Annotated in this window: 23 protein-coding genes; 8 read left to right on the top strand and 15 right to left on the bottom strand. The window is 57.0% G+C overall.

What is annotated here, in order from left to right:
* Positions 1-65 precede the first annotated feature (65 nt).
* Genes AB4N33_RS06305 through AB4N33_RS06295 form a run of 3 tightly spaced genes read right to left on the bottom strand, consistent with a single transcriptional unit; the run spans position 66 to position 4,411 of the window.
* Entirely contained in the window at positions 66-1,733 is a 1,668-nt protein-coding gene (locus AB4N33_RS06305) for a N,N-dimethylformamidase beta subunit family domain-containing protein (protein ID WP_476456748.1), read from the bottom strand.
* Positions 1,733-3,112, bottom strand: coding sequence for an MFS transporter (locus AB4N33_RS06300; RefSeq protein WP_476456747.1), 1,380 nt, complete (start codon positions 3,110-3,112; stop codon positions 1,733-1,735). Before AB4N33_RS06300 ends, AB4N33_RS06305 begins: the two co-directional genes overlap by 1 nt.
* Positions 3,113-3,160: 48 nt before the next feature.
* Complete coding sequence (locus tag AB4N33_RS06295; RefSeq protein WP_476456746.1) at positions 3,161-4,411, bottom strand: MFS transporter; 1,251 nt, start codon at positions 4,409-4,411, stop codon at positions 3,161-3,163.
* A gap of 105 nt (positions 4,412-4,516) precedes the next feature.
* Between AB4N33_RS06295 and AB4N33_RS06290 the strand changes: the two genes are divergently transcribed.
* Positions 4,517-5,485 carry a cupin domain-containing protein gene (locus AB4N33_RS06290; RefSeq protein WP_476456745.1) on the top strand — a complete coding sequence of 323 codons (969 nt, stop codon included), beginning with the start codon at positions 4,517-4,519 and terminating at the stop codon, positions 5,483-5,485.
* Positions 5,486-5,900: 415 nt separating this feature from the next.
* On the top strand, positions 5,901-6,293 hold the full coding sequence (locus AB4N33_RS06285; RefSeq protein ID WP_476456744.1) for a RidA family protein: 393 nt from the start codon (positions 5,901-5,903) through the stop codon (positions 6,291-6,293).
* Positions 6,294-6,365: 72 nt separating this feature from the next.
* Here AB4N33_RS06285 and AB4N33_RS06280 read toward each other — a convergent pair whose 3' ends face one another.
* Positions 6,366-6,518, bottom strand: a complete 153-nt coding sequence (locus AB4N33_RS06280; RefSeq protein WP_476456743.1) for a hypothetical protein — start codon at positions 6,516-6,518, stop codon at positions 6,366-6,368.
* Between the two features lie 317 nt (positions 6,519-6,835).
* Between AB4N33_RS06280 and AB4N33_RS06275 the strand changes: the two genes are divergently transcribed.
* Positions 6,836-7,402 (top strand): GNAT family N-acetyltransferase, encoded by a 567-nt coding sequence (locus AB4N33_RS06275; protein ID WP_460124494.1) that lies wholly within the window; start codon positions 6,836-6,838, stop codon positions 7,400-7,402.
* Between the two features lie 113 nt (positions 7,403-7,515).
* On the opposite strand, the gene AB4N33_RS06270 is transcribed toward AB4N33_RS06275, so the two are convergent.
* Both AB4N33_RS06270 and AB4N33_RS06265 read right to left on the bottom strand, forming a co-directional pair.
* Positions 7,516-7,971 carry a GFA family protein gene (locus tag AB4N33_RS06270; protein ID WP_460124492.1) on the bottom strand — a complete coding sequence of 152 codons (456 nt, stop codon included), beginning with the start codon at positions 7,969-7,971 and terminating at the stop codon, positions 7,516-7,518.
* A gap of 17 nt (positions 7,972-7,988) precedes the next feature.
* Positions 7,989-8,429 carry a GFA family protein gene (locus AB4N33_RS06265; protein WP_476456742.1) on the bottom strand — a complete coding sequence of 147 codons (441 nt, stop codon included), beginning with the start codon at positions 8,427-8,429 and terminating at the stop codon, positions 7,989-7,991.
* A gap of 120 nt (positions 8,430-8,549) precedes the next feature.
* On the opposite strand from AB4N33_RS06265, the gene AB4N33_RS06260 reads away from it, so the two are divergent.
* Positions 8,550-9,446 carry a LysR family transcriptional regulator gene (locus AB4N33_RS06260; protein ID WP_476456741.1) on the top strand — a complete coding sequence of 299 codons (897 nt, stop codon included), beginning with the start codon at positions 8,550-8,552 and terminating at the stop codon, positions 9,444-9,446.
* Positions 9,447-9,812: 366 nt separating this feature from the next.
* Here the strand turns inward: AB4N33_RS06260 and AB4N33_RS06255 are convergent, their stop codons facing one another.
* From AB4N33_RS06255 to AB4N33_RS06245, 3 genes are read right to left on the bottom strand one after another with little or no spacing between them, the layout of a single operon-like run.
* Positions 9,813-10,250: a hypothetical protein gene (locus tag AB4N33_RS06255; protein WP_476456740.1), complete on the bottom strand. Its 438-nt coding sequence runs from the start codon at positions 10,248-10,250 to the stop codon at positions 9,813-9,815.
* A 59-nt stretch (positions 10,251-10,309) separates the two neighbouring features.
* Positions 10,310-11,644, bottom strand: a complete 1,335-nt coding sequence (locus AB4N33_RS06250) for a sensor histidine kinase (protein WP_476456739.1) — start codon at positions 11,642-11,644, stop codon at positions 10,310-10,312.
* A 50-nt stretch (positions 11,645-11,694) separates the two neighbouring features.
* Positions 11,695-12,561 carry a response regulator gene (locus AB4N33_RS06245; RefSeq protein ID WP_476456738.1) on the bottom strand — a complete coding sequence of 289 codons (867 nt, stop codon included), beginning with the start codon at positions 12,559-12,561 and terminating at the stop codon, positions 11,695-11,697.
* 421 nt (positions 12,562-12,982) lie between these two features.
* Here AB4N33_RS06245 and AB4N33_RS06240 point away from each other — a divergent pair, with 421 nt between their 5' ends.
* Together AB4N33_RS06240 and AB4N33_RS06235 are read left to right on the top strand one after the other, a co-directional pair.
* On the top strand, positions 12,983-13,765 hold the full coding sequence (locus tag AB4N33_RS06240; protein ID WP_476456737.1) for a hypothetical protein: 783 nt from the start codon (positions 12,983-12,985) through the stop codon (positions 13,763-13,765).
* 97 nt (positions 13,766-13,862) lie between these two features.
* The gene (locus tag AB4N33_RS06235; protein WP_476456736.1) at positions 13,863-14,915 is read left to right on the top strand and encodes an alpha/beta hydrolase family protein; all 1,053 of its coding nucleotides are present in this window, start codon (positions 13,863-13,865) and stop codon (positions 14,913-14,915) included.
* 186 nt (positions 14,916-15,101) lie between these two features.
* Here the strand turns inward: AB4N33_RS06235 and AB4N33_RS06230 are convergent, their stop codons facing one another.
* Positions 15,102-15,554 (bottom strand): hypothetical protein, encoded by a 453-nt coding sequence (locus tag AB4N33_RS06230; protein ID WP_476456735.1) that lies wholly within the window; start codon positions 15,552-15,554, stop codon positions 15,102-15,104.
* Between the two features lie 192 nt (positions 15,555-15,746).
* On the bottom strand, positions 15,747-16,280 hold the full coding sequence (locus tag AB4N33_RS06225) for a dihydrofolate reductase family protein (RefSeq protein ID WP_476456734.1): 534 nt from the start codon (positions 16,278-16,280) through the stop codon (positions 15,747-15,749).
* Between the two features lie 263 nt (positions 16,281-16,543).
* On the opposite strand from AB4N33_RS06225, the gene AB4N33_RS06220 reads away from it, so the two are divergent.
* Positions 16,544-17,026 (top strand): DUF6130 family protein, encoded by a 483-nt coding sequence (locus AB4N33_RS06220; RefSeq protein WP_476456733.1) that lies wholly within the window; start codon positions 16,544-16,546, stop codon positions 17,024-17,026.
* A gap of 85 nt (positions 17,027-17,111) precedes the next feature.
* Here AB4N33_RS06220 and AB4N33_RS06215 read toward each other — a convergent pair whose 3' ends face one another.
* A complete protein-coding gene (locus AB4N33_RS06215; protein ID WP_476456732.1) occupies positions 17,112-18,026 on the bottom strand; it encodes an aromatic alcohol reductase in 915 nt (304 codons plus the stop codon).
* Between the two features lie 100 nt (positions 18,027-18,126).
* Between AB4N33_RS06215 and AB4N33_RS06210 the strand changes: the two genes are divergently transcribed.
* Positions 18,127-18,543: a winged helix-turn-helix transcriptional regulator gene (locus AB4N33_RS06210; protein WP_476456731.1), complete on the top strand. Its 417-nt coding sequence runs from the start codon at positions 18,127-18,129 to the stop codon at positions 18,541-18,543.
* 107 nt (positions 18,544-18,650) lie between these two features.
* Here AB4N33_RS06210 and AB4N33_RS06205 read toward each other — a convergent pair whose 3' ends face one another.
* The 3 genes from AB4N33_RS06205 to AB4N33_RS06195 form a co-directional block, all read right to left on the bottom strand.
* The gene (locus tag AB4N33_RS06205; RefSeq protein ID WP_460124454.1) at positions 18,651-18,905 is read right to left on the bottom strand and encodes a DUF2790 domain-containing protein; all 255 of its coding nucleotides are present in this window, start codon (positions 18,903-18,905) and stop codon (positions 18,651-18,653) included.
* Positions 18,906-19,025: 120 nt separating this feature from the next.
* Positions 19,026-19,496, bottom strand: a complete 471-nt coding sequence (gene cynS / locus AB4N33_RS06200) for a cyanase (protein ID WP_476456730.1) — start codon at positions 19,494-19,496, stop codon at positions 19,026-19,028.
* Positions 19,497-19,524: 28 nt separating this feature from the next.
* Positions 19,525-20,184, bottom strand: coding sequence for a carbonic anhydrase (locus tag AB4N33_RS06195; RefSeq protein WP_460124451.1), 660 nt, complete (start codon positions 20,182-20,184; stop codon positions 19,525-19,527).
* Between the last annotated feature and the right edge of the window lie 96 nt (positions 20,185-20,280).

The raw sequence follows: 20,280 nt of genomic DNA, 5'->3' as shown, positions 1-20,280 counted from the left end.
CTGGAAGCTCACACACGTCGGCTGACAATTTTCGTCAAATCCAGAGCCTCAGCGAGTGATTGATCCTATCGGTCAGGTCCAGCCGTACCAGTCAGGAATGTATCGAGCACGTTTTTAGTGATCGCTACGGTGTAGTGATCCTCGAGCATCAATCCGTGTACCCATTCGCAGGTGGCAGCGGTAAACACCTCGCCGCGGCCTCTGCGGAAGTGCACCACCATGCCCGCCCCACGGCAATGTTGATCAATGGCCGCGTCGCCAAGATCGGGCGCCAGGATGGAGGCTCTGTACCGTGCGTCGCCATCACCGAGCATGAACGAATAGGCATCCTCGGCCCTGCCCTGCTCGGCATTGGTCGCCCAGCCCATCGCCAGAATTTCCAATCCTGGTGGTGCTCCGTCTGTGCCGAGAGGTTCAGGAAGGCCATCGACGAAGGTGTAGTCGAGCCCGTCGACCTCATAGCCAAAGATGCTTGCCTCGTCGCCGAACATATCGGCGTAGCCGAGCCCCGTGCCCTCGAATGCCCAATGTTGCGCACGGAAAACCGTATACCCGCGCGGGCTACGGGGTGCCATGGCGCCGAAACTCCCGTAGATGCCTCGCAATGCATTGACTCCGAAGGTACTCGCCCCAGGATGATTCACTCGAGGATCCTCCCAGGCGCTGGTCAGCGTGCTGTCGCAGTGAGCTGCCACCGGGTCATGGGAGGCGGCATCGTATTTATAGGCGACTTGCCGCTGATCACCGTCCTCCAGACGAATCTGCCACATGAAGTTGCCGGCAAAGCGAGCTACCTTACCGCCCTCCTCTACAAAGGCATCGACGTGGTCACGCATCTCACGCGTCCAATATTCATCGTGCCCGACAAAGACCGCGCAAGCGTAACCTCGGAGGGCATCCGGGTCGCGATGCAAATCATCCTGGGTGAGAATGTCGATGACGTAATTTTGTTGTTCAGCCCAAACCACAAACGGTCGTTCATAGGAGGCCCATCCCGCCAGCGCATAGTATTTGCTGAAACCGTGGAGAGAGGCCCACTCAATGAATTCGTAGCGCGCCGGACCTGGCCTGCCAGGCCGTTTCGCGTTGACTGATCGCGGCGCGCCCTCAGGTAGCCAGACTTGTCCTCGCGCCCAAGGTCGTTGTGCCGACAACAACGGCGACCGGCCGCGCGGCGTCTGCGGATGGACACCGAAATAGTGGTTGGCCCCGCCCCAGTCGTTGTAGGCGGCCCACGTCGATGTTGCGGCGACAAGCGCCAAGGCATGAGCGCGCTTACGTGCGGCCTTCACGATGAACAGATGATGCCCGATCACGCGCTCGCCACCATCCAGTATCTCCACCCCATATGCCCCAGGGTCGACATCCTCCGGAATCTGCCACTCCAGGAAGACTGGCCATTGGCAGCCTTGCTCGTAGGAACGTTCGGGCAACGGATGGAAGCAAGCCTCCAGATCGCCAGTTTCATGCACGGTGCGGGCGAGTGCTCCATCACGAAAGATCCTGAGCCTCACTCGCGGACTGTTGGACGAGAGGTGCAGTCTCACAGGTGCACCGGGGCTGTAGGAGCGACGATCCGAATAACACCACGCTGCCGCCGGACCCTTTTCTGACGGGACTTCGACCCAGATCTCTCGGGCCGCCTGGCGGGGCCCCGACGTCTGGCTGACGATCACGCCAGCCCCAGGGCGCTCACCCCGTGCTACACCTTTTTTCAGTTCGATTGAGCTCATCAATGTGCCCTCCTCTTGTTTCGGTGATCGGTGCGAATCGAGACGTCAGGGACGGATTTGCGAGACGCCTTCGAGGGGTGTGGAACGACACTTTCTCGAACGTCAGAGGCACCGATATGCGCAAGATCGACACCCGCCGTTTCCGCGATGAGGAAGCCCGCTATCACGGTCACGAGACCCAGGCCCATCACGTAGCAGATGTACAGGTAATCAAGGTCGGCACCGGTGAGATAACTATGCAAATAAGGCGCAGTGCCACCGAAGATCGCCACCGAGACCGACGAGACAAACCCGACGCCCTGTGCCCTCGCCCGGGTGGGCACTTGCTCCGATAAAATGGCGGGGAAGATCGCCGCGATCAACGACCAGGCGCCCAGCCCCATGACCTGGGCCAGGAACAGCGTATAGGGTTCGGTCGTAACCATGACCGAGATGGGATAGGTCAGCACCACCACGCCCACACCCCAGGCGATGACCATCGGCTTACGCCCCAGCCGGTCGGACAACATTCCGCAAACCGGCAACCAGCATACGCAAAGGATCTGCGCGAACAGACTGGCGACATAAGCCCCGGTAGCGTCCATCCCTTGGGCGATCGCCGTCGCAGCGCCGAACGTGACCCAGGCGTAGTAAGTGACATTAGCGGCCGCAGCGAGCATGACGATGTTGCGTGTGATGCGCAGCACCTCGCCCCTGGACAACTTGGGCGCACGCCGGGACATCTGCTGTTGCTCTACGAAGACGTGGGATTCCTCAGCTCCGCGTCGCAGGAACAGCGCATAGATGCCCAGTACCCCACCGATCGCGAAGCCTATCCGCCAGCCATAATCGCTCATGGCCTGGGACCCGAGGAACCAGGTCAGCGCCGCGGCGACGGCCGTTGCCGCCATGACCCCAAGCGTCACGCCGATGTAGACTGAACTGGACCACAATCCTCGGTGCTTGCTCGGTGCGATCTCGGCGACATAGGTGTAGGAAACCCCCGTTTCGCCGCCGTGAGCGAGGCCCTGGGTGAGACGAAAAAACAGCAGTGCCGCCGAGGCGTACACGCCAATGGTTTGATAGGCGGGGATAAACGCAATGCCCAGGCTGCTGACTGCCAGCAGCATCATGGTGATGATCAAGATGGTTCGGCGCCCCAAGCGATCGCTTAGACGGCCGAACAGCAATCCACCAACGGGCCGGGCGACGAACCCGACCGCGAATACGCCGAGCGTGGCGAGCATCGCCGACCTGGCATCCGTCTTGTCGAACAGATTACTCGCCAGGTACACCGAGAACGTTGCGTAAAGCGTCCAGTCGAACCATTCCAGCGCATTGCCTATAGCGACCGCGCGCAAGGATTTAAGGCGTCCTTGAGGGAACGTCGAATTATTCATTAACCATCTCCAGATCACGGATGTTGTCAGAACGGCCAGAAAGGCAATTCAAAGGTGCAGCGAAGGTCTTGATTCGCCGCGCTGACGGGGCGCCTCCACTCGAACACGAAGCGCAATCAGCAACGCAGCGACCAGCATCAGCCCTCCCGCCGCGAGAAATACACCCGCGATGCCACTGAAGCTGAACATCGCCCCGCCCGCGGCGGCCCCTATCGCGATCGCCGATTGCACCGACGCCACGACCATCCCTCCGGCACTCTCCGCCTGATCCGGTACAGCACTGGCAACCCAGTTCGACCACGCCACCGGCACGCCGCCAAATGCCAGGCCCCAGATCGCCAGCAGTGCCGCTTGCCCCGTCACTGTAGCGGGCACCAGTACCAGCGTCAGAGCAACCAGCCCCACCAGCACCGGCATCAAAACGAGGGTGGCCCGCGGGCTGTGCTCAAGCAGCCGCCCAGCCAGCAACGTGCCGACGAAGCTCGCCAGACCAAAGCCCAGCAGCATCAACGCCAGCCCCTGCGGGCCGATCCCGGAGGTGCTTTCAAGGAATGGTCGGACATAGGTAAACAACGCGAAGTGGCCACTGTGAACCAGTACACAACCCAACATGCCCATCGCAATGCCAGGACGGCGCAGCACGTCGAATATGGTCCGCAGCCGCGCCGGTCGACGCGGCGCCAACGGTGGCAAGGTGAACGACTGGAATGCCATCGTCAGCACCCCCACCGCCGCCGCAGCGAGGAACGCACTCCGCCAGCCAAATAGCTCACCCAGGTAGCTTCCCAGCGGAACCGCGACCACCGTACCCACAGCAATGCCGCTGAAAATGATCGAGAGCGCGCGGGGCAACAGAGCCGCCGGCACCAGACGCATCGCGACAGCCGCCGCCATGCTCCAGAAACCGCCCAGGGCGATCCCCAGAAGGATGCGCATCACCAACAGCACCGTCAGGCTGGAGGAAACGGCTACCAACAGGTTGGACGCGATCATCAGCGCGGAAAAGCCCAGTAGCACCAGGCGTCGGTCGATGCTTCGGGTTAGCCCCGGAACCAGCAGGCCAGCAAACAGTGCCACGACTGCCGTCACTGTCACCGCCTGGCCGGCCAACGCCTCGGACACGCCCAGGTCAACCGCCATCGGTGTCAGCAGGCTGGCTGGAAGATACTCTGCGGTCAGCAATCCAAACACGCCCATTGCCAGCGAGAACACAGCCGTCCAGGCGGGAGTGGTGGGTTCTTCCTGGGTGTTTCCACCACAGTGGCGGTCGGGTACGGTGTCACAAACACAATCAGTCATTGCACGGATCTCCAGATTTTCATCGCGACCCGAAGTCTAGGCAGGTGAAATTGGATGATCTATGATTAGGAATCTTGATTTTTTGATCAAAGCTCCGGAGCAACGATGTCAACCGACCCGCTCGCCCTCTCCTCGGGCTTCATCAACGAGCTGTTGCGCGGTATGCGCCTGAGGGGAGTTGAATACCGCCGGATCCAGACAGGTCCGAGCTTCGGCCTGGGATTCAAGGCAAGGTCCGGGCATGCCTGGTTCCACTTCCTGGCGGTCGGCAACGCGGTGCTACGGATGGAAGACGGGACCACCTATGACCTGTCTGCGGGAAACGCCGTGTTCATTTCCCACGGTGCAGCCCACCAACTGCTCTCAGAGACGGAGCATTGCGTCGACGACATCGACAGCTTCGACGTTTCCTCGCTCGGTGATACCGTCAGCGCGATCGAAGCGGGAACCGACTCCACTCGCCTGCCGACCACGATCATTTTCAGTGGTTGTATGGAGTTCGAGCTGGGCAGCATCCACGGCCTCGGCAAACTGATGCCCGGCCTGATGTTGATCGATGCCGGGGGTCAACGTTACCCGGGGCTGGTTCCTATACTGGCAACCATGGAACGCGAAGTCAGTGCCGCCCGGGTTGGCTTCGCAGGTATTCTCGCGCGTTTGGCCGACGTGGTGGCCGCGATGGTCGTTCGCGGCTGGGTGGAATGCGCCTGTGGTAATGCCTCTGGCCTGGTGGCGGCATTGCGCGACCCGCGCTTGGGTCGTGCGTTGCTTGCTCTTCATCAACATCCGGGACGCGACTGGACCGTCGCGCAGCTCGCGCAGCAATGCAATACCTCGCGCTCGGTGTTCGCTGACCGGTTCAAGGACACCATTGGCATGACGCCACTCAATTACGTGACGGAGCTGCGGATGAGACTGGCCAGCCAGTGGCTGACCCTCGAGAGGCTTCCGATCGAGGAAGTGGCCGAGCGATTGGGTTATACCTCCCAGGCGGCTTTCAGCCGTGCCTTCAAGCGAGTGACGGGCAAGCCGCCTGGTTTGAGTCGTCGATCACATCAGCTCAACCTTTCCTGAGCGCCGAAGTGGCTAAAGACCCTACGTTGGACAGCGTGGAGCGGAATGTAAAAGAATTTCAAGAGCTCGCTGAGCTCTACCCGCTACCTACAGCAAGAGACAGTCACCATGAAGTTCGCACGTTTCTGCCAGTCACTTTCCAACTGGGCTGGCAGCTCCAAAACCTTTCTAATCGCTATCGTACTCATCGGTGCGTGGGCATTGACCGGCCCCGGTACAGGCAGCCAAGGTCGCGCTCGGTGAGCGCGGCCCTCTGTGGTGGGATGATGGGAGTCCTGACTACAACCGGCATCTGGTCTCCAATACACCCTACGAAGACTGGTATCGATCCCTGGAAAAGTAAGCCCGACCCAAGTGGACGCCGCGAGGTTCGTGGGTTAGTTTTCGTATCCGTTCATATTTGGGGTCCACAACCATGACTGACCGCCAGCTCATTGTTCCGGATGGCATGAAATTGCTCAGCGAGCGTGCCGGTTATGCACCCGCTGTAAAGGTAGGAAAAACGCTTTACTGCGCGGGACAGGTCGGTCGCACGCCTGATTTATCAGTCATCGAAGACCCTGAGCAGCAGTTTCTGGCAGCATGGGACAACCTCCGGCTCGTCTTGAAAGCCGGTGGCTGCGACTTTGAAGATGTCGTCGAAATGACGACTTATCACGTCGATATGCAACGTCACATGCCCGTTTTCAGACGCGTGAAGGATGAGGTCTTTCCCAGGGGAACCTGTGCGTGGACATGCATAGGTGTCAGTGAACTGGCTCGGCCCGGCCTTCTCGTGGAGATCAAATGCGTCGCCGTAGAGCGCTAACTCTCAGGCGGACTTCAAGCACAGCCCTCGCTGAAGCCAACAGGCGGGCCTTGAGATCCACTACGTTGGGTGTCAGTCGTCCTGATCGATCTGATCAAAAAAATCAACCTCATCCTCATCCATGATGCCCTGCGCGTCCTCTTCGACCCATGACTCGTCATCGTGGAATTCATGATCGAGCAAGTGGTCGTGCTCAGGCTCTGGGATATCGCGTTCTTCGCTCATGGCCTACCGAATCAGAAAATAAAAAACGGACTGTATAGGCACATCTGTCCAGTACGTCAACGGTCATGAACTACTACACCGCCATCGGTTCGCGGGGTGGGTACGGCACTCCGCGTACCGCCACCGCCACCGCCACCGCCACCGCCACTCTGGTCTACGCGTTCTGACGCGAATAGCAATTGAAGGAGACCAATCGCTGCCGGCCGATCGATGCCTCGCAGGACAGGCAGCAATCGGCCTGACACAGACGAAGGACGTGTGTCTTGGTATCCTCGGGAAAGCGCTCGACATGCCCTATCGCTGCAAGGATCTCTACTATGGAAAGTAGCCCCACGTTCAAGACCCGCCGTCTTATCCTCTCCCCCCTGCAATTGGCCGATGCACCGGCCATTCAGCAACTGTTTCCCCACTGGGAAGTGGTGCGTTTTCTCGATAGTCGCGTGCCCTGGCCATACCCGGAGGACGGCGCGCTGACTTACGTTCGCGACGTCGCCCTCCCCGCCATGGCCGCCGGTCGTGAATGGCATTGGATCATTCGCATCGCCGCTGAACCGGCCCACACCATCGGAAGCATTAGCCTGTATGACCAACCTGGCAACAACAGGGGCTTCTGGCTGGCCCCCCAATGGCAAGGAAAGGGTTACATACGTGAAGCCTGCGAAGTTATTAATACCTACTGGTTCGAAACGCTGGACCACTGCGTCATGCAAGTACCCAAGGCCGTGGGCAACCATGCTTCGCGCAAAATTTCGGAACGCGAGGGCATGCGATTGATTGACACGCAACCTGGCAGCTTTGTCAGCGGGCCGTTATTCAAGGAGATCTGGGAGTTGACGAGAGAGCAATGGCTTGAGAGAAAGTCTACTGTCGAAGCCTCAAGGTGAATGAAATCGCATAGGGCGGTCACGGATCGGTATTGCTGTGTGGAGGGCCACTATCGGCCAGAAGCAGTCATTCAATACTCTACAAAATCAGGGGCGGTTCAGTTCGCAGGCGGTCAATCGCTCAGCTGAGCAAATTCAGCCATCAGAGCCGGATACTCGTGCAGTTCCGGAAAACCTTCAAAGCTGACGGCGGCCCCAGTTTGTACCCATGGCAGCTTTTCCCGGGTCCAGGTTTCCATAAAGGGTTTGGAGCACTCGGGTTGATCCAAGAGACTACTGCGTACCCCGACATGCGTGTGCGTGTCTGCAGGACGCGTGTACAACCAGCTCAGGCAATGCGGGCAGAAATAATGTTGAGTAGTGCCGTGCAGCCCGCCGATGACCGGTGAACCCTGGGTGACAACAAAGCCGCCAGCCGGAAACAGCGCGGTGAGTGAAAAAGCGCTCGACGCCATTTTCTGACAGCCCCGGCAATGACAGGCACTGGTGATAACCGGCTTGCAGTGGCTCTCGAACGTGACCTGCCCGCATCGACAAGCGCCTCGGGCATAGGCTGTTTTGTCAGTCATAGCGCTCTCCTCGCCAGTCATTCGACACCATTTAATGCTGCCGCGAACGCCTCGGGCGTGGGCGATTCTGGCCAGGTCGGAACACCTGCCGGCAGACTAAGCCATGGCTGTTTGTGCTTGACCCAAATATGCGCAATGGGCGTCAGGGTGGCGCGCGTGTCGAGCGTGCCGGCCCTGATTACCCATATCCCCGGCGCCGCTGACGTGGTGTTGTAGAGACGGGTATGACAGACCTCGCATAGGTAGTGCTGGGCGCAAAGCCCGCCTTCTTCATAAGCGTATCGAACTGTCGGACCATTCAAGATCAACGCATCGCCGGGCACCAATGCATGCAAGGCAAAACTGCTGCTACTCCAGGCCTGGCAATGCAGGCAGTGGCAGGCGTAAACATCCACTCTCAGGTCAATCGTTGAGCTATAGGCCACAGCGCCGCAGCGGCATCCACCAGTTAGTTTCATCAGTTGTTCTCGCTTAAGCGCCACTGCGCACGTGATAGGGAGGCGGGTTGCGCTAAAGCATGTGCGAAGCTCAATCTAATTAAAATAGATCAAACCTGCCTAGCAACTGATAGGAAATGTATGAACCTGCCGCACCTGCAATGGGAAACTCAAAGGGTTTTTCTCGCCGTTCTTCGTACCGGTAGCCTGTCTGCTGCCGCTCGCGCACTGGGTATCGCACAGGCCACAGCACGCCGCCGGATCGATGCGCTGGAGAGCAGCGTAGGAATGAGCCTGTTTGTGCGCTCGCCAGCAGGTTTGCTGCCCACCGATACCGCCAGGCAGTTGATCGAACATGCCGAATCCATGGCACTGGCCGCAGAAGCATTTTCACGGTCCGCCTCCGCGCAAGCCAACGACTTGAGCGGAACGGTACGGATCACCAGTAGCGAATTGCTGGGCGTCGAAGTGCTCCCTTCGATGCTGCGAGAGATACGGGACGCAGAGCCTCAGCTGGCACTGGAACTCAGCGTGTCAAACCGCCTGGAAGACCTGACCCTGCAGGAAGCCGACGTGGCCGTGCGCATACGCCGCCCTACCGAGGCGGCAGTGGTTGCCAGGCACGTGGGGGACCTGCGTATTGGCCTGTATGCCACGCCGGAGCTGCTGGCACGGTACGGTCATCCGCGCACAGCAGACGCGTTGGAACAATGCCCCGTCATCGGCCCGGACCGCAATGTGATTGAAACAGCATTTCTCGAACAAAAAGGTTTTTTCACGACGCAAGAACGCCCCGCCATTCGCACCGACCACCACCTGGCCCAGTTCGCAGCGCTGCGGGCGGGGTTGGGAATTGGTGTTTGTTCCAGTCAGCTGGCACGCCGCTATGGGCTGGTGAGGGTGCTGCACGAACAAGTCGACTTCCGCGTGGATATCTGGATGGCCATGCACCACGACCTGCGGCGGGTTAAGCGCATCGCGCTGGTGTTTGATTCGCTGGCTGAGTCACTTGCGCGTTTTTTGGAGGATGCGGAGTGAACGAACCTGCTGGGCGGAGTTGGCAGCAGACAATTGCGAAGCAACAATCGGAACGTGTGACCAATCACCGAATCGCCTCATGAGCGCACCCCGTCAAGGAGCCACGACTCATACATGCCCCCACGTTACGGTCGAACCTCGCCGGCCGGTTACACCAGTCGCACGGCGAAGTGTTTTTCGCCGGCCCAAAAAAGCCCGCCGAAGCGGGCTTTCCTCTCTGGGAGTCGTTACTGTTTCTGCAGATACCGATTGCACGCGCTCTAGCCCTTCTTCAGAAGAAAGATATGAGCTTCTTCAAACGCCCGCGAGTCTTCCTCCGCGAAGTCGATGATTTCACCAATAGGCTTGGAGTACTCACGACATGAACTAGATTTCATTAGCGCAATTTCTATCGCCGTCAGCCCAGCGTTTGATATCACTTATCTTCGGCGATCTGGTACCCACACTCAAGATGTTCTTTGTTGTATATAACCTGACCTGTGCTTGGTTCGCATCATGTCTTTCTATTTCAATGAGGGCGTTATTAATCAACAGCCCTTCCGAAAGGAGCTTTTGATTGATTTCACCTTCACTGCGCTCATCGCTAAACTCGCTTAATACGATGACCGGCTTTCCAATATATGTCTCATATTCCAGGCATTGCCTTGCCATTAGCCTTAAGTCTCGATAAGTATCGGAGGGCGTCTTCTTGCTAGTGAAGCTGCCGTCATAAGATGAATGACTATTTTTTAATTCGCTGACGGTTATAGCGCACCCACTGAATGAGATAGAAAAGAATAGTATAGGCAAGGCTAAGTATTTCAATTTCAACTCCATTGTCCTGGTATAGGCCTCCGCGGGGCTGGTATCAAATCATGCTTTTTTCAGGCGGAGTGTTTTGGAAAATCAACAATCGCCAGGAGTCCACCTTGTGCAGATGTACTTAGCCATACGTTGCTGTTGTGCTGCAGTGCAACCGCTTTCACTATTGCGAGCCCCAGTCCGCTCCCGCTTTGCATTTGATTGGGCTCGCGAAAAAACCTATCGAAGACTCGCTCTCTTAATTCAAATGGAATGCCAGGCCCTGCATCTGAGACACGTAGCTGAGTAGATTTATCAAGTGATCGTACATCTACCTCAACCCGTCCGCCCTCAGGGCTGTACTTCACGGCATTTTCAATTAAGTTATCGATCAGCGACATAAGGCGTTCCCTGATGCCGTTGATCCAGCTTTCACCCTCAGAGTAGAATTCAAGTTCAATCCTACGCTCAGCCGCCAGGGGTGCCAGCGCAGCCATTTGCTCTTGTATGAGCGTCGTCAGCGGTACAGCCTCCATAACAGTATCGATGCGCACTTCGCTATGCATCAGCAGCAATAACTGATTGACGAGACGCGCAGCACGGCTATTACTGCGAATAATCCCTGCGAGCAGTTCCTGTTGATTAGTGCTGCTTACATAGGACTGCAAAGCCTCGACATTGATTCGCATTGCAGCCAGGGGAGTACGCAGCTCATGAGCGGCATCTGCAATGAAAACCCGTTCCCTCTCAGAACTTTCTCGCACTCTGGCAAGAAATAGATTCGTCGCGTCCACCATTTGGCGAAGCTCTATCTGCTTTGGCCCTTCTTTTAAGGGGGAGAGATCTTCTGAAGTTCGCAAAGAAATACTATTTACCACCTTGCGCCAAGGGCGCATTGCAATACGGACTGATAGCCATGCGGGAAAAAAAAGAAAAGGAATGCACACCAGAAGCGGCAATATGTAGTATCCACGAGAGTTCAGGTATATGAAGAAGTTCCAGCCTCCGGCAGGGGTAACAAGTGTTACCTCCGCGTCGGAGCTCCCTGACTTGAGAGTACGACTATTCCAACTGCGGCCCTCACTCTGAATGCTCTGAACTTCTCCATACCTGCTATTTGTTACTCCTGTCGGAGCACCATCAGATGAATAAATTATCTTTCTATTCTTACGAACAATCAGGCTGATTGACAGTTTGGGATCCTCACCTCCGCCATAACCTTCCTGCAATGCTGCGCTGAATTTTTCCAGCACAGCGGTGAGATCCTGCGGGCGATCATCCATGCGATTAACTAATGCAAGAATGGTTTCGTAAGTATCACTCCCCGTGAGCATAGAGGGGCTACGCAAGTTCTCCCACAAAATGCAGGTCAGAAAAAGACACCAAAGCAGTGTAAGTAGTAGCATCTGGGCGAGCATAATTCGTCTTACAAGCGTTGGAGTTCTCCAGTTGAGCCAAAAATTTCGCATCAACCAATCCCTTTCTGAATGGTAACGGTATCAATGACATACCCCACACCTCGCACCGTTCGCACATAGCCTTCGCCGATTTTGCGACGCAAATTTCCCATATGCACATCCAGCGAATTACTCATATTTTCTTTCGCGCCGAATAGCCTTTCCTCCAGAAAACGTCGTGTAAGCACGCGGTCAGCGCGCATCATTAAAATTTCAAGAAGGGCGTATTCACTTGCCGTTAACTCAACATTACGTCCACTCACTGTCACGCGACGAGTCGACATATGAAGAAATAACCCTCGAATTTCTATCACCTCATTTTGAAAACCGTAACTGCGTCGGGCCAGTGCCCTCACCCTGGCCAACAACTCGGCGAGAACAAATGGTTTTACCAGATAGTCGTCTGCACCCGCATCGAGCCCACACAAGCGATCTTGCAGAGTGCCTCTTGCAGTCAGGATAATGACGGGGATGCCCCTGAACTGCTGACGTAAGCATGCGACCAGGCTCATGCCATCACCGTCGGGCAGTCCGAGGTCTAGTAGCACAAGTTCTGGCACGCAGACATCGAGTTGATGCAACGCATCTACTTTTCGGCGAACCCATATGACATCTAACCCTTGATCTGCAAGTGCGATACGAACGCCATTGCCGAGATCCAGGTCGTCTTCGATTAGGAGAATTTTCACAATAGTTACGTTATCAAAAATGAATGAAGAACGTCTGAAGAAAAAATATATGAGGAAATCTATTAGGATTGCGTCGCCGATGCTCAGTCCTAGACTGGCGAGTAGGTCTGGCAGCAAGTCAATGATGACTTCGTCACTTCCGTCCGCAGGATCTTGGCATTTCACTGCCCGGCGTTGGGCTTCGTTCATGACGTTTCTCACGCTTTGGTCTTAGCGGGCATGACTTATTATGCTCGTAACGTCTTCGCCGGTTGAAGCGTGATGCTGACTGCTGGTGAATTCTTCTGGTCATCTGCAGCTAATCGTAGCGGGCAGCTGTCGGCCAAAAGCGGACATTGAAAAGTGTCTAAGAAACCAGGGGCGATTCACTTCCCTATGCCATCCCATAGGCCAAGAAACTGTTACGCGTAAAATTAGTGACTGGCCCGACCGTTCGTAGACGGGCGACAACGGGGTCTGTACGCTCCAGAAAAATCTCCCCCCGACCTGAGTAAAAACTTCTGGAAAGGAAATCCCAGCGTAATTTGCGACAGGAGCCGCACATGTTTTCAAAAAACAGACTGATCGGTTTGGCCGTGATGGTTTTCATAATCTCGGTGTGGGCAATGGCTTGGCCTGTATCGAAAGCGCTTCCAGGGGGGCTTTCAGCGAACCTGTAGGCTCTGTCTACAACGGACTGAACGTTCTTTTTACAGCGCTGGCTTTTGGCGGAGTGATCATCACTTTGCTCTTCCAGGCCGAAGAGGCCAAACATGCAAGACGTGAAGAAATCGAACGTTCCATATTCGATTTGTTTCAAACGTTCACCTCTCAGGAGTTCCAAGAGGTCAAGAACGGCGCATTTCGTGCGCTGCTGGCCGGCGTACAGAACGAGAAGTACGCGCATTTTCTAGCCAGTCGACTATACGCCGTGGACCAATTACCTTTTCCGCAAACAGTCATTCCCATCCTGCGCGAACTCGATGAGTCGAAAGCGAACCTCAACGACGCTCAGATCGAGCAAGCGGACCGGGCTGATCGATTGATGCTGGACAACGTGCTCAACTTCTTTGCATTGCTGGCACAGCGCAAGTCTTCGTCAATGGTCATCAAACACTGTGACTTCGCGTACGATTGGTGGCGGCCAACGTTATGGCTGGTGGCACTGCTGCAGCAGGAGCATTTTAAAAATTCCGAAACGATTCCTGTGTATTGCAGAACTCGCAAAATCGCCGAAACGCTGGTCGTGCTGGACGAGATCTATGGGCACACCCCGCTGGCTACACCGCTGGAAATACGTCGTTATATTGATACGCATCCAAAGATCCTGATGTTTCGTAGCAAGCCGGAACTGCAGGGGTTGAGCAGGCATCCGCTACCAGTCAATGACTTGGAGTCCACCCCACTCCCCTGATTCGTGCGGTGTTCTTTCTATAAGCTGCGAGATGTGATGCACGCTATCGGTGGGTTCCAGGTTCTGAACCCTATCTAAATCAAGGAAGACAAACCCCATGAAAACAGCTCTCGGCGCGCTGCTTTTAACCTGTCTGACTACCAGCGCTCTCGCTGACGTCAACGCTGTCGGCTTCCAATCCTCCACCCTGCCGGACCCACACAATGAGCGTCCGCTGGAGATGGTCGTCTGGTATCCCAGCACAACGACCGTCACCCCACAGTTGATCGGCGACGATGTGGTGTTTGTCGGTGTTTCTGCGGTTCGCAACGCGCCACCCTCCGCTGGAGAGCACCCATTGGTGGTGCTCTCCCATGGATTCAGAGGCAATTGGAACAATCAGAACTGGTTGGCGGGTGCATTGGCTCATAAGGGTTACATTGTCGCAGCGGTCAACCACCCCGGCACCACGACCCATGATCGCAGCCCGCAAGCCGCGGCGCAGTTATGGCAGCGGCCCATTGACCTGCATCGGGCCATTGAGGCGGTCACGACTCAACCCGAGAAATTTGGCGTGGTCGCAAAGCGCCAAATTGCTGTAGTGGGCCATTCACTCGGCGGCTGGACTGCAATGGAAATCGCCGGTGCTCGTTTCGACCCGGCCCTATTTGCCCGTGACTGCAAACTCCATCCGCAGTTATCCAGTTGCACCACTTATCAAAAAATCAACCCTGAGAGTACTCCGGCATTAAAGGCTGGTCTGGCCGGTGATTTGCGCGATCAACACGTCACCGCTGTGGTTTCCTTGGACCTGGGACTCTCGCGCGGGATGACCGATCAGAGCCTTGCGGCACTGCCGGTGCCGGTGCTGGTTATCGCGGCCGGCGCACCATCGGTGGAACTGCCTGCTCAGTTGGAGTCCGCCAACCTGGCCACACGCCTGCCCCAAGCGTCCAGCCGCTATGTCGAGATCAGTGACGCCAGCCATTTCAGCTTCTTGGCGATTTGCAAACCAGGCGCAGTGGAATTGCTCGAAGAGGACGTGCCGGGCGATGGCATCATTTGCGAGGATGGCAACAATGCTCGCCCGCGCGAGGTCATCCAACAGCAGATTACGTCACTGATCACCGAGTTTTTGACCCAGTCCGCGAACTACAAAGTGAAGCTCTAGGATGGCTGGCACTCGGCAACTCAGCTGACCTGAAATGTGCGCAGGAACGCAATTTTTGCGTCGAATCCAGCCACCTATCAGGATCAGGACGTTTTTAACACCCTTGGCCAAAAGCTGCTCTTCCCCCGATGTCAGGCTGATTCACGCTAGCGCTCCCACCCATAGCGTGAGAGCGCCCAACCTCAATCAAAACTGCTTCGATGCGTTGGCGATGCGCTGGTACTTACGCAACTGCCGGTTAATGCCGCGGATATCCAGAAAGAATATCTCTGCGCTGCGCCAGAGCAGCATCCACGCGGTGACGGTAATGACTCCCACCGGGATGGTGCCTTCAATGCCCAGAGCCGTGCCTGCAAACACCAAGGCCAGTGAAAGGCCCAGGAGTATCAGCGCTCCCAGCCGCTGGGCGCGAATGTCCCCTCTGAGTAACTCGCTTTTTTCCGCAAAGGTATTGCTGATGGCTTGCTGCAGACGCTCGCGTTCATCTTCCGGGCAGCGGATCTGCAGGCTCAGCTCGGAGTGGTAGCCGGCGCTATCTGACAGGTACTCCACCAACTCTGGACTTAGCTTGGGGTTGTCCGGCGACGCAAACGGGTTGAGGTAATCGTGGCTGATCGTCAGATCGATGCTTTTTGTCATAACGAACCTCTAGCGGCTTGAGTGGTGGACGAAAGCTGTAGTGTTCGAGTAAAGCTAGCTGCAAAGACCGCTTCTGGCCGAGTTCTGTCTTTCGCGACACGCAGAAATCGGTCAGAAGCCGTCATTAATGATATCGACGTGGACGAGACGCCATCTCGCGTTTGCCTTCGATCCGATCTGCCCTGAGGCAGATCAAGCCAACTGATAGGTCGACTGCACCAGGCCGGAAGGAAACCATCGGCTGGTTACCAGCTTCAATTCAATGTCTTGAGAAAGGGAGCCGAACAAGGGTCTTCCCGATCCGATCAGCACCGGAACAGTGGTGATCACCATATCGGCGACTAACCCGTCACGCAGGAATGATTGCACCAACTGCCCGCCATCGACATAGACCCGATGCACGCCTTGACTCGCCAGCTCCTCCATCACGCCCTTGGGGGTGAGGCTGGAAAAACGCACTTTGCCCTCCAGTGCCGCGGGCACCGGAGAATCGGCCAGCTGTTGAGACATCACCACCACGGGTCGATCGTAGAACCAGGCGTCGAAGGTCAGCGCCTTCTCATAGCTCCCCCGCCCCATCACGATGACATCCTTATCGGCGATGAAATCTGGATAACCATGATCCTCGGTCGGATCATCGCGTTGCAGAAGCCAGTCTATGTCGCCATCGGACCGGGCGATGAAACCATCCAGACTGGTGGCGATGAATACATGTGCACTGGGCATCGGAATCTCCTTTTCAGACGGTGTGTGGCGGACCTAATGGGTACAGCAAAACTAACACAAGGATGTTTTTCCAAGTTGCGCGTAAAACTGCATGCGGGGGAGACGCGAACTGAATCGTCTCTACTTTCGCTGAAATTGAAAGACCGTATGTGGTCAATCCCGATACGTCACGTACGACCGGCCAAAGCACACGTCCATCGCCTGCCCAAGTGCTGCCCAATCAGTGATCTAGACTGTGTAAAAACATCGCGGGAGAAAATCTCATGTCCCTCGCTCTCCGAAGTCTGATCGTCTTTTCGTTGTGCGGATTTTTGGGCCCTGCGGCGTTCTCCCAAGAGGACACAGACACCCCTGCTCCCCCGGCAATACTCCCTGTGGAGTCCGAGCCCCTGCCAAGGCTCATCACCTATCCACCACTGGCCGAACCGTTGGCACGTGGAGTGGTCATCATCCAGTTCCGAGCAGAGCACGTCCGGATCATGCCTGTGTTTGGAAAAACGGCCGGTGAGGTATCACCACGACTTGGCCATCTTCACGTGACCGTCGATGACTGGAAAGGAACGTGGGCGCATACCAATGAAGACCCGATAATCCTGGTTGGACTGACACCAGGCACTCACAAGGTCTTGTTGGAAGTCGCCGACCCGACTCACAAGATCCTCGCCAGTGCGACGGAGAGTTTCAAGGTTCCCGAAAAGACGGCAGCCGGTTCAGACATGAGTGATGCTCATGCGGTAAAACAATGACCGTTGATCAGCCGTAAACCAAGGCACCCGCCAAGTCGCACAAACGCAGCGCGGATCCGCCATGATATCTGCGGAAGCGGCCCAATCAGCGCAAATGCCGCCCGATCCATTGGGCAACGGTGGTCGTTTCAATGTGCCGCACAACGTTGTAGGTGGTGGCCTTGTCCCAGGCGACACCCCTGCCCTCGGCGAACACCGCACGATATTTGCGGATTGGATCGCCGGGCGCAGCGGCCAGATCGGCCTTGAGCGCAGGCACCGTCCATTCGATGCGTTCAACCGCTCTGTCGAGGACGCGGTCTACCGTATCGGCCAGCTCCCCATAAGTGAGCGTGTCACCTGCGACGTAAACCACCTGGTTGACCAATGCCGGCTCGAACAGGATTGCGGCCGTCAGTCGGCCGATATCTTCCGGGGTCGTGACCGTTACAGCATTCTCCCAACTGCCGAGCGCGCGTACGGTGTTCTCGCTCAGGTCGACGACGCCGAACCCCGATTCGAACAGGAAACTGGTGAACATCCCCGTGGATATGATCAGCCACTGAACCCGGGTTTGATGACGCAACAAGTCGCGCACGTCCAGCTGCTCATCGAACAGATCCTGCGGGCTGCCCCGGCCGATCACGTCATAGTCCACACCGAACTGCCAGGGCACAAAGCGCTTGATGTCGGACTGCAATGCCGCGCGAGCCAGTTTGAGTTGCGTCCCGGCGCCGGCGACGAAGCCCAGGCAACTGACCACGGTATCGAAACCGCTGAATATCGCGGCAAGCTGCTGCTCCGAGTCATTGACCACATCGCCGGCAAGCGCCTCGACACCCAAGGTTTTCAGCACCTCCAGGGTTTGGGTCGAGGACGTCGCGTCGAGTGCCGATTGGCGCAACATCACGGTGACGTGAGCGGCCGGTCGCTCGGCCAGTTCACGCAACACTGCCAGGCCGAGCTCACCGGCGCCGAGGATTAGAATGCGGTCGTTTTTTGCGGGGGCATGCGCGTGCATCTGTAACTCCCAAAGAGTGATCTGCAATGATTGTTTTTTTATCCTGCCATCATTGGCTACCGCTCAAGAAGAAGGCACACCCGTGATACCGCATGACGAAATGAGTGAAGAAGAGGTGATCCGCCAGTCCCAGGCCGTGTGCGACGCACTCAGCGCCGAAGACGATGGACTCAAGCGCGAAGTGCTGACTCACGCGGGCAATCGCTGGTCGCTGGGCATCGTCCATACGCTGGGTGTATCGGGGAAACTGCGCCACGCGGAAATTGGCCGACGCTTGCCCGGTGTCACCCAACGCATGCTGACCCGTAGCCTGCGGCAACTGGAGCGTGACGGGCTGATCAGCCGATTCGATCACAACGAGGTCCCGCCAAGGGTGGATTATGAGCTGACGGCACTGGGGAGAAGTTTTCTGGCGCGCATGGTGCCGCTGTGGACCTGGCTCCTTGAGAACGCGGAGGACTTTCGCAGCGCAAGAGTTCGCTACGATGCTGACAACGTGCCAGCGAACATTGATTGAACCCTCGGCCAGGGCTCTCGGTAGCGCGGGTCCAGTAGCAAGCCAGCGGCAACGCCGCCGTTGGCTGTTGGGGAACCCCAGCCGCCAGATAAGCCGGAGGGGTGCAATCAATTGGTACAGCCAGTCCCCATAACGCGGTACTCCATGGTGTGCCGAATGCCCTTGGAGTCGTCATAAGTCATCTGGACAGGCACTACGCCGCAGACGTTTGGTGTTTCGGTACTCGAGATCACGCGAGCAATATCCAGGCTCTGGGAGTATTGATAGAGCTCAACGGTCGCCTGCGTGGTGGGTGCCGTGGGCTCATCGGCTGATGCGACGGAGCAAAGGCCGGCAAGGAATAAAACGTATAAAGCTTTCATAGCAGCTCACCTGAATTGAGGGCGTAAAAAGGCCTGGCTTCACGCTGGGATGGTGCAGCCATGGATAAGAGGTTGGGTGTTGCCCGGCGCTATCAGGCGCCGGGCGGACTTAAACCAAGGTCAGAAAGGCTTGGTCGGCAGGTACTTGCCGTCCAAGGTGATCACGGCGCGGGAGCCGCCGTCCGGATCCTCGACTTTCTTGATGTCCAGCTTGAAGTTGATAGCGCTGATGATGCCGTCGCCAAACTTCTCGTGGACCAGGGCTTTGAGGGTGGTGCCGTAGACCAGCATCATTTCGTAAAAGCGGTAGATGGTCGGGTCGGTCGGTACGGCGTTCTCGAAGCAGCCACGAATCGGGACCGTTTGCAGCAGGGCGATGCCGTCAGCATCAAGGTCCAGCTTTTCGCCCACGACCTGCGCGGCATTCGCTGGCAGCGGGTGCTGGCCAAGCAGCGCTGCGGTGACAAAGGCTTCGGACAGGCCGGTACCCTCGGTGAGTTGCGCGTAGGACAGGTCCTTACGAGCCTTGGCCATCACGATGATTTCGGTCAGGGCTTGGCGAACGCTTTTGGTGACTTGAGTCTGGATCATGGGGTTATCTCCTCGATAGATACCGGGTTCAGGCAACTTGCCTGGCTTTTTGGGAAACGGCGTGGACTTCAGGGTTGTCGGCGAGGGACACAAAGGTCCCGGTGCTGCCATCGAAGGCGTCGATACGCCCACTCTCGATGTCGTAGATCCAGCCGTGCAGGGTTACGCGACCCTCCTCAAGGGCCAGGCGCACCGACGGGTGAGTCTGGATGTTGGCCAATTGCGCGATCACGTTTTCGCGCACCATTGCAGCGACTTTGGTGGGCTGATCCTTGTGCTGGCGGGCTTCATTCACCACCCGGGCGGAGTCGGCGTAGCGCAACCAGCCAGCCACGGCGGGCATGTGATCCAGGCATTTGCAGGTCGCAATGGCAGTCATCGCACCGCAGTCGGAGTGACCGCAGATCACGATGTCGGCGACCTGCAGCGCAGCGACGGCATATTCGACCGAGGCCGACACACCGCCCGGCTCCGGGCCGTAGGAAGGCACGATGTTGCCTGCGTTGCGGATCACGAACAGATCGCCAGGCTCGCGCTGGGTGACCAGTTCAGGTACCAGGCGACTGTCAGAACATGAGATGAACAACGCCCTCGGGCTCTGCTGTGTGGCCAAATCCTTGAACAGCTTGATCCGCTCGGGAAAGGCGCTTTTTTGGAATTTCAGAAAACCGTCAATGATGTCTTTCATGGCTTTTATCTCGATGTCTCGGGGTGTTGAAGCCAAGATTACGGCGCACCTTTCATAAGGTAAAAGTCTCATTTATTATGCTATTCATCTGTTAAT

The organism is Pseudomonas sp. S1_E05, from assembly GCF_056337105.1.
Note: the sequence above shows the minus strand (reverse complement) of the source record. Positions and strands in the feature narration are given on the sequence as shown.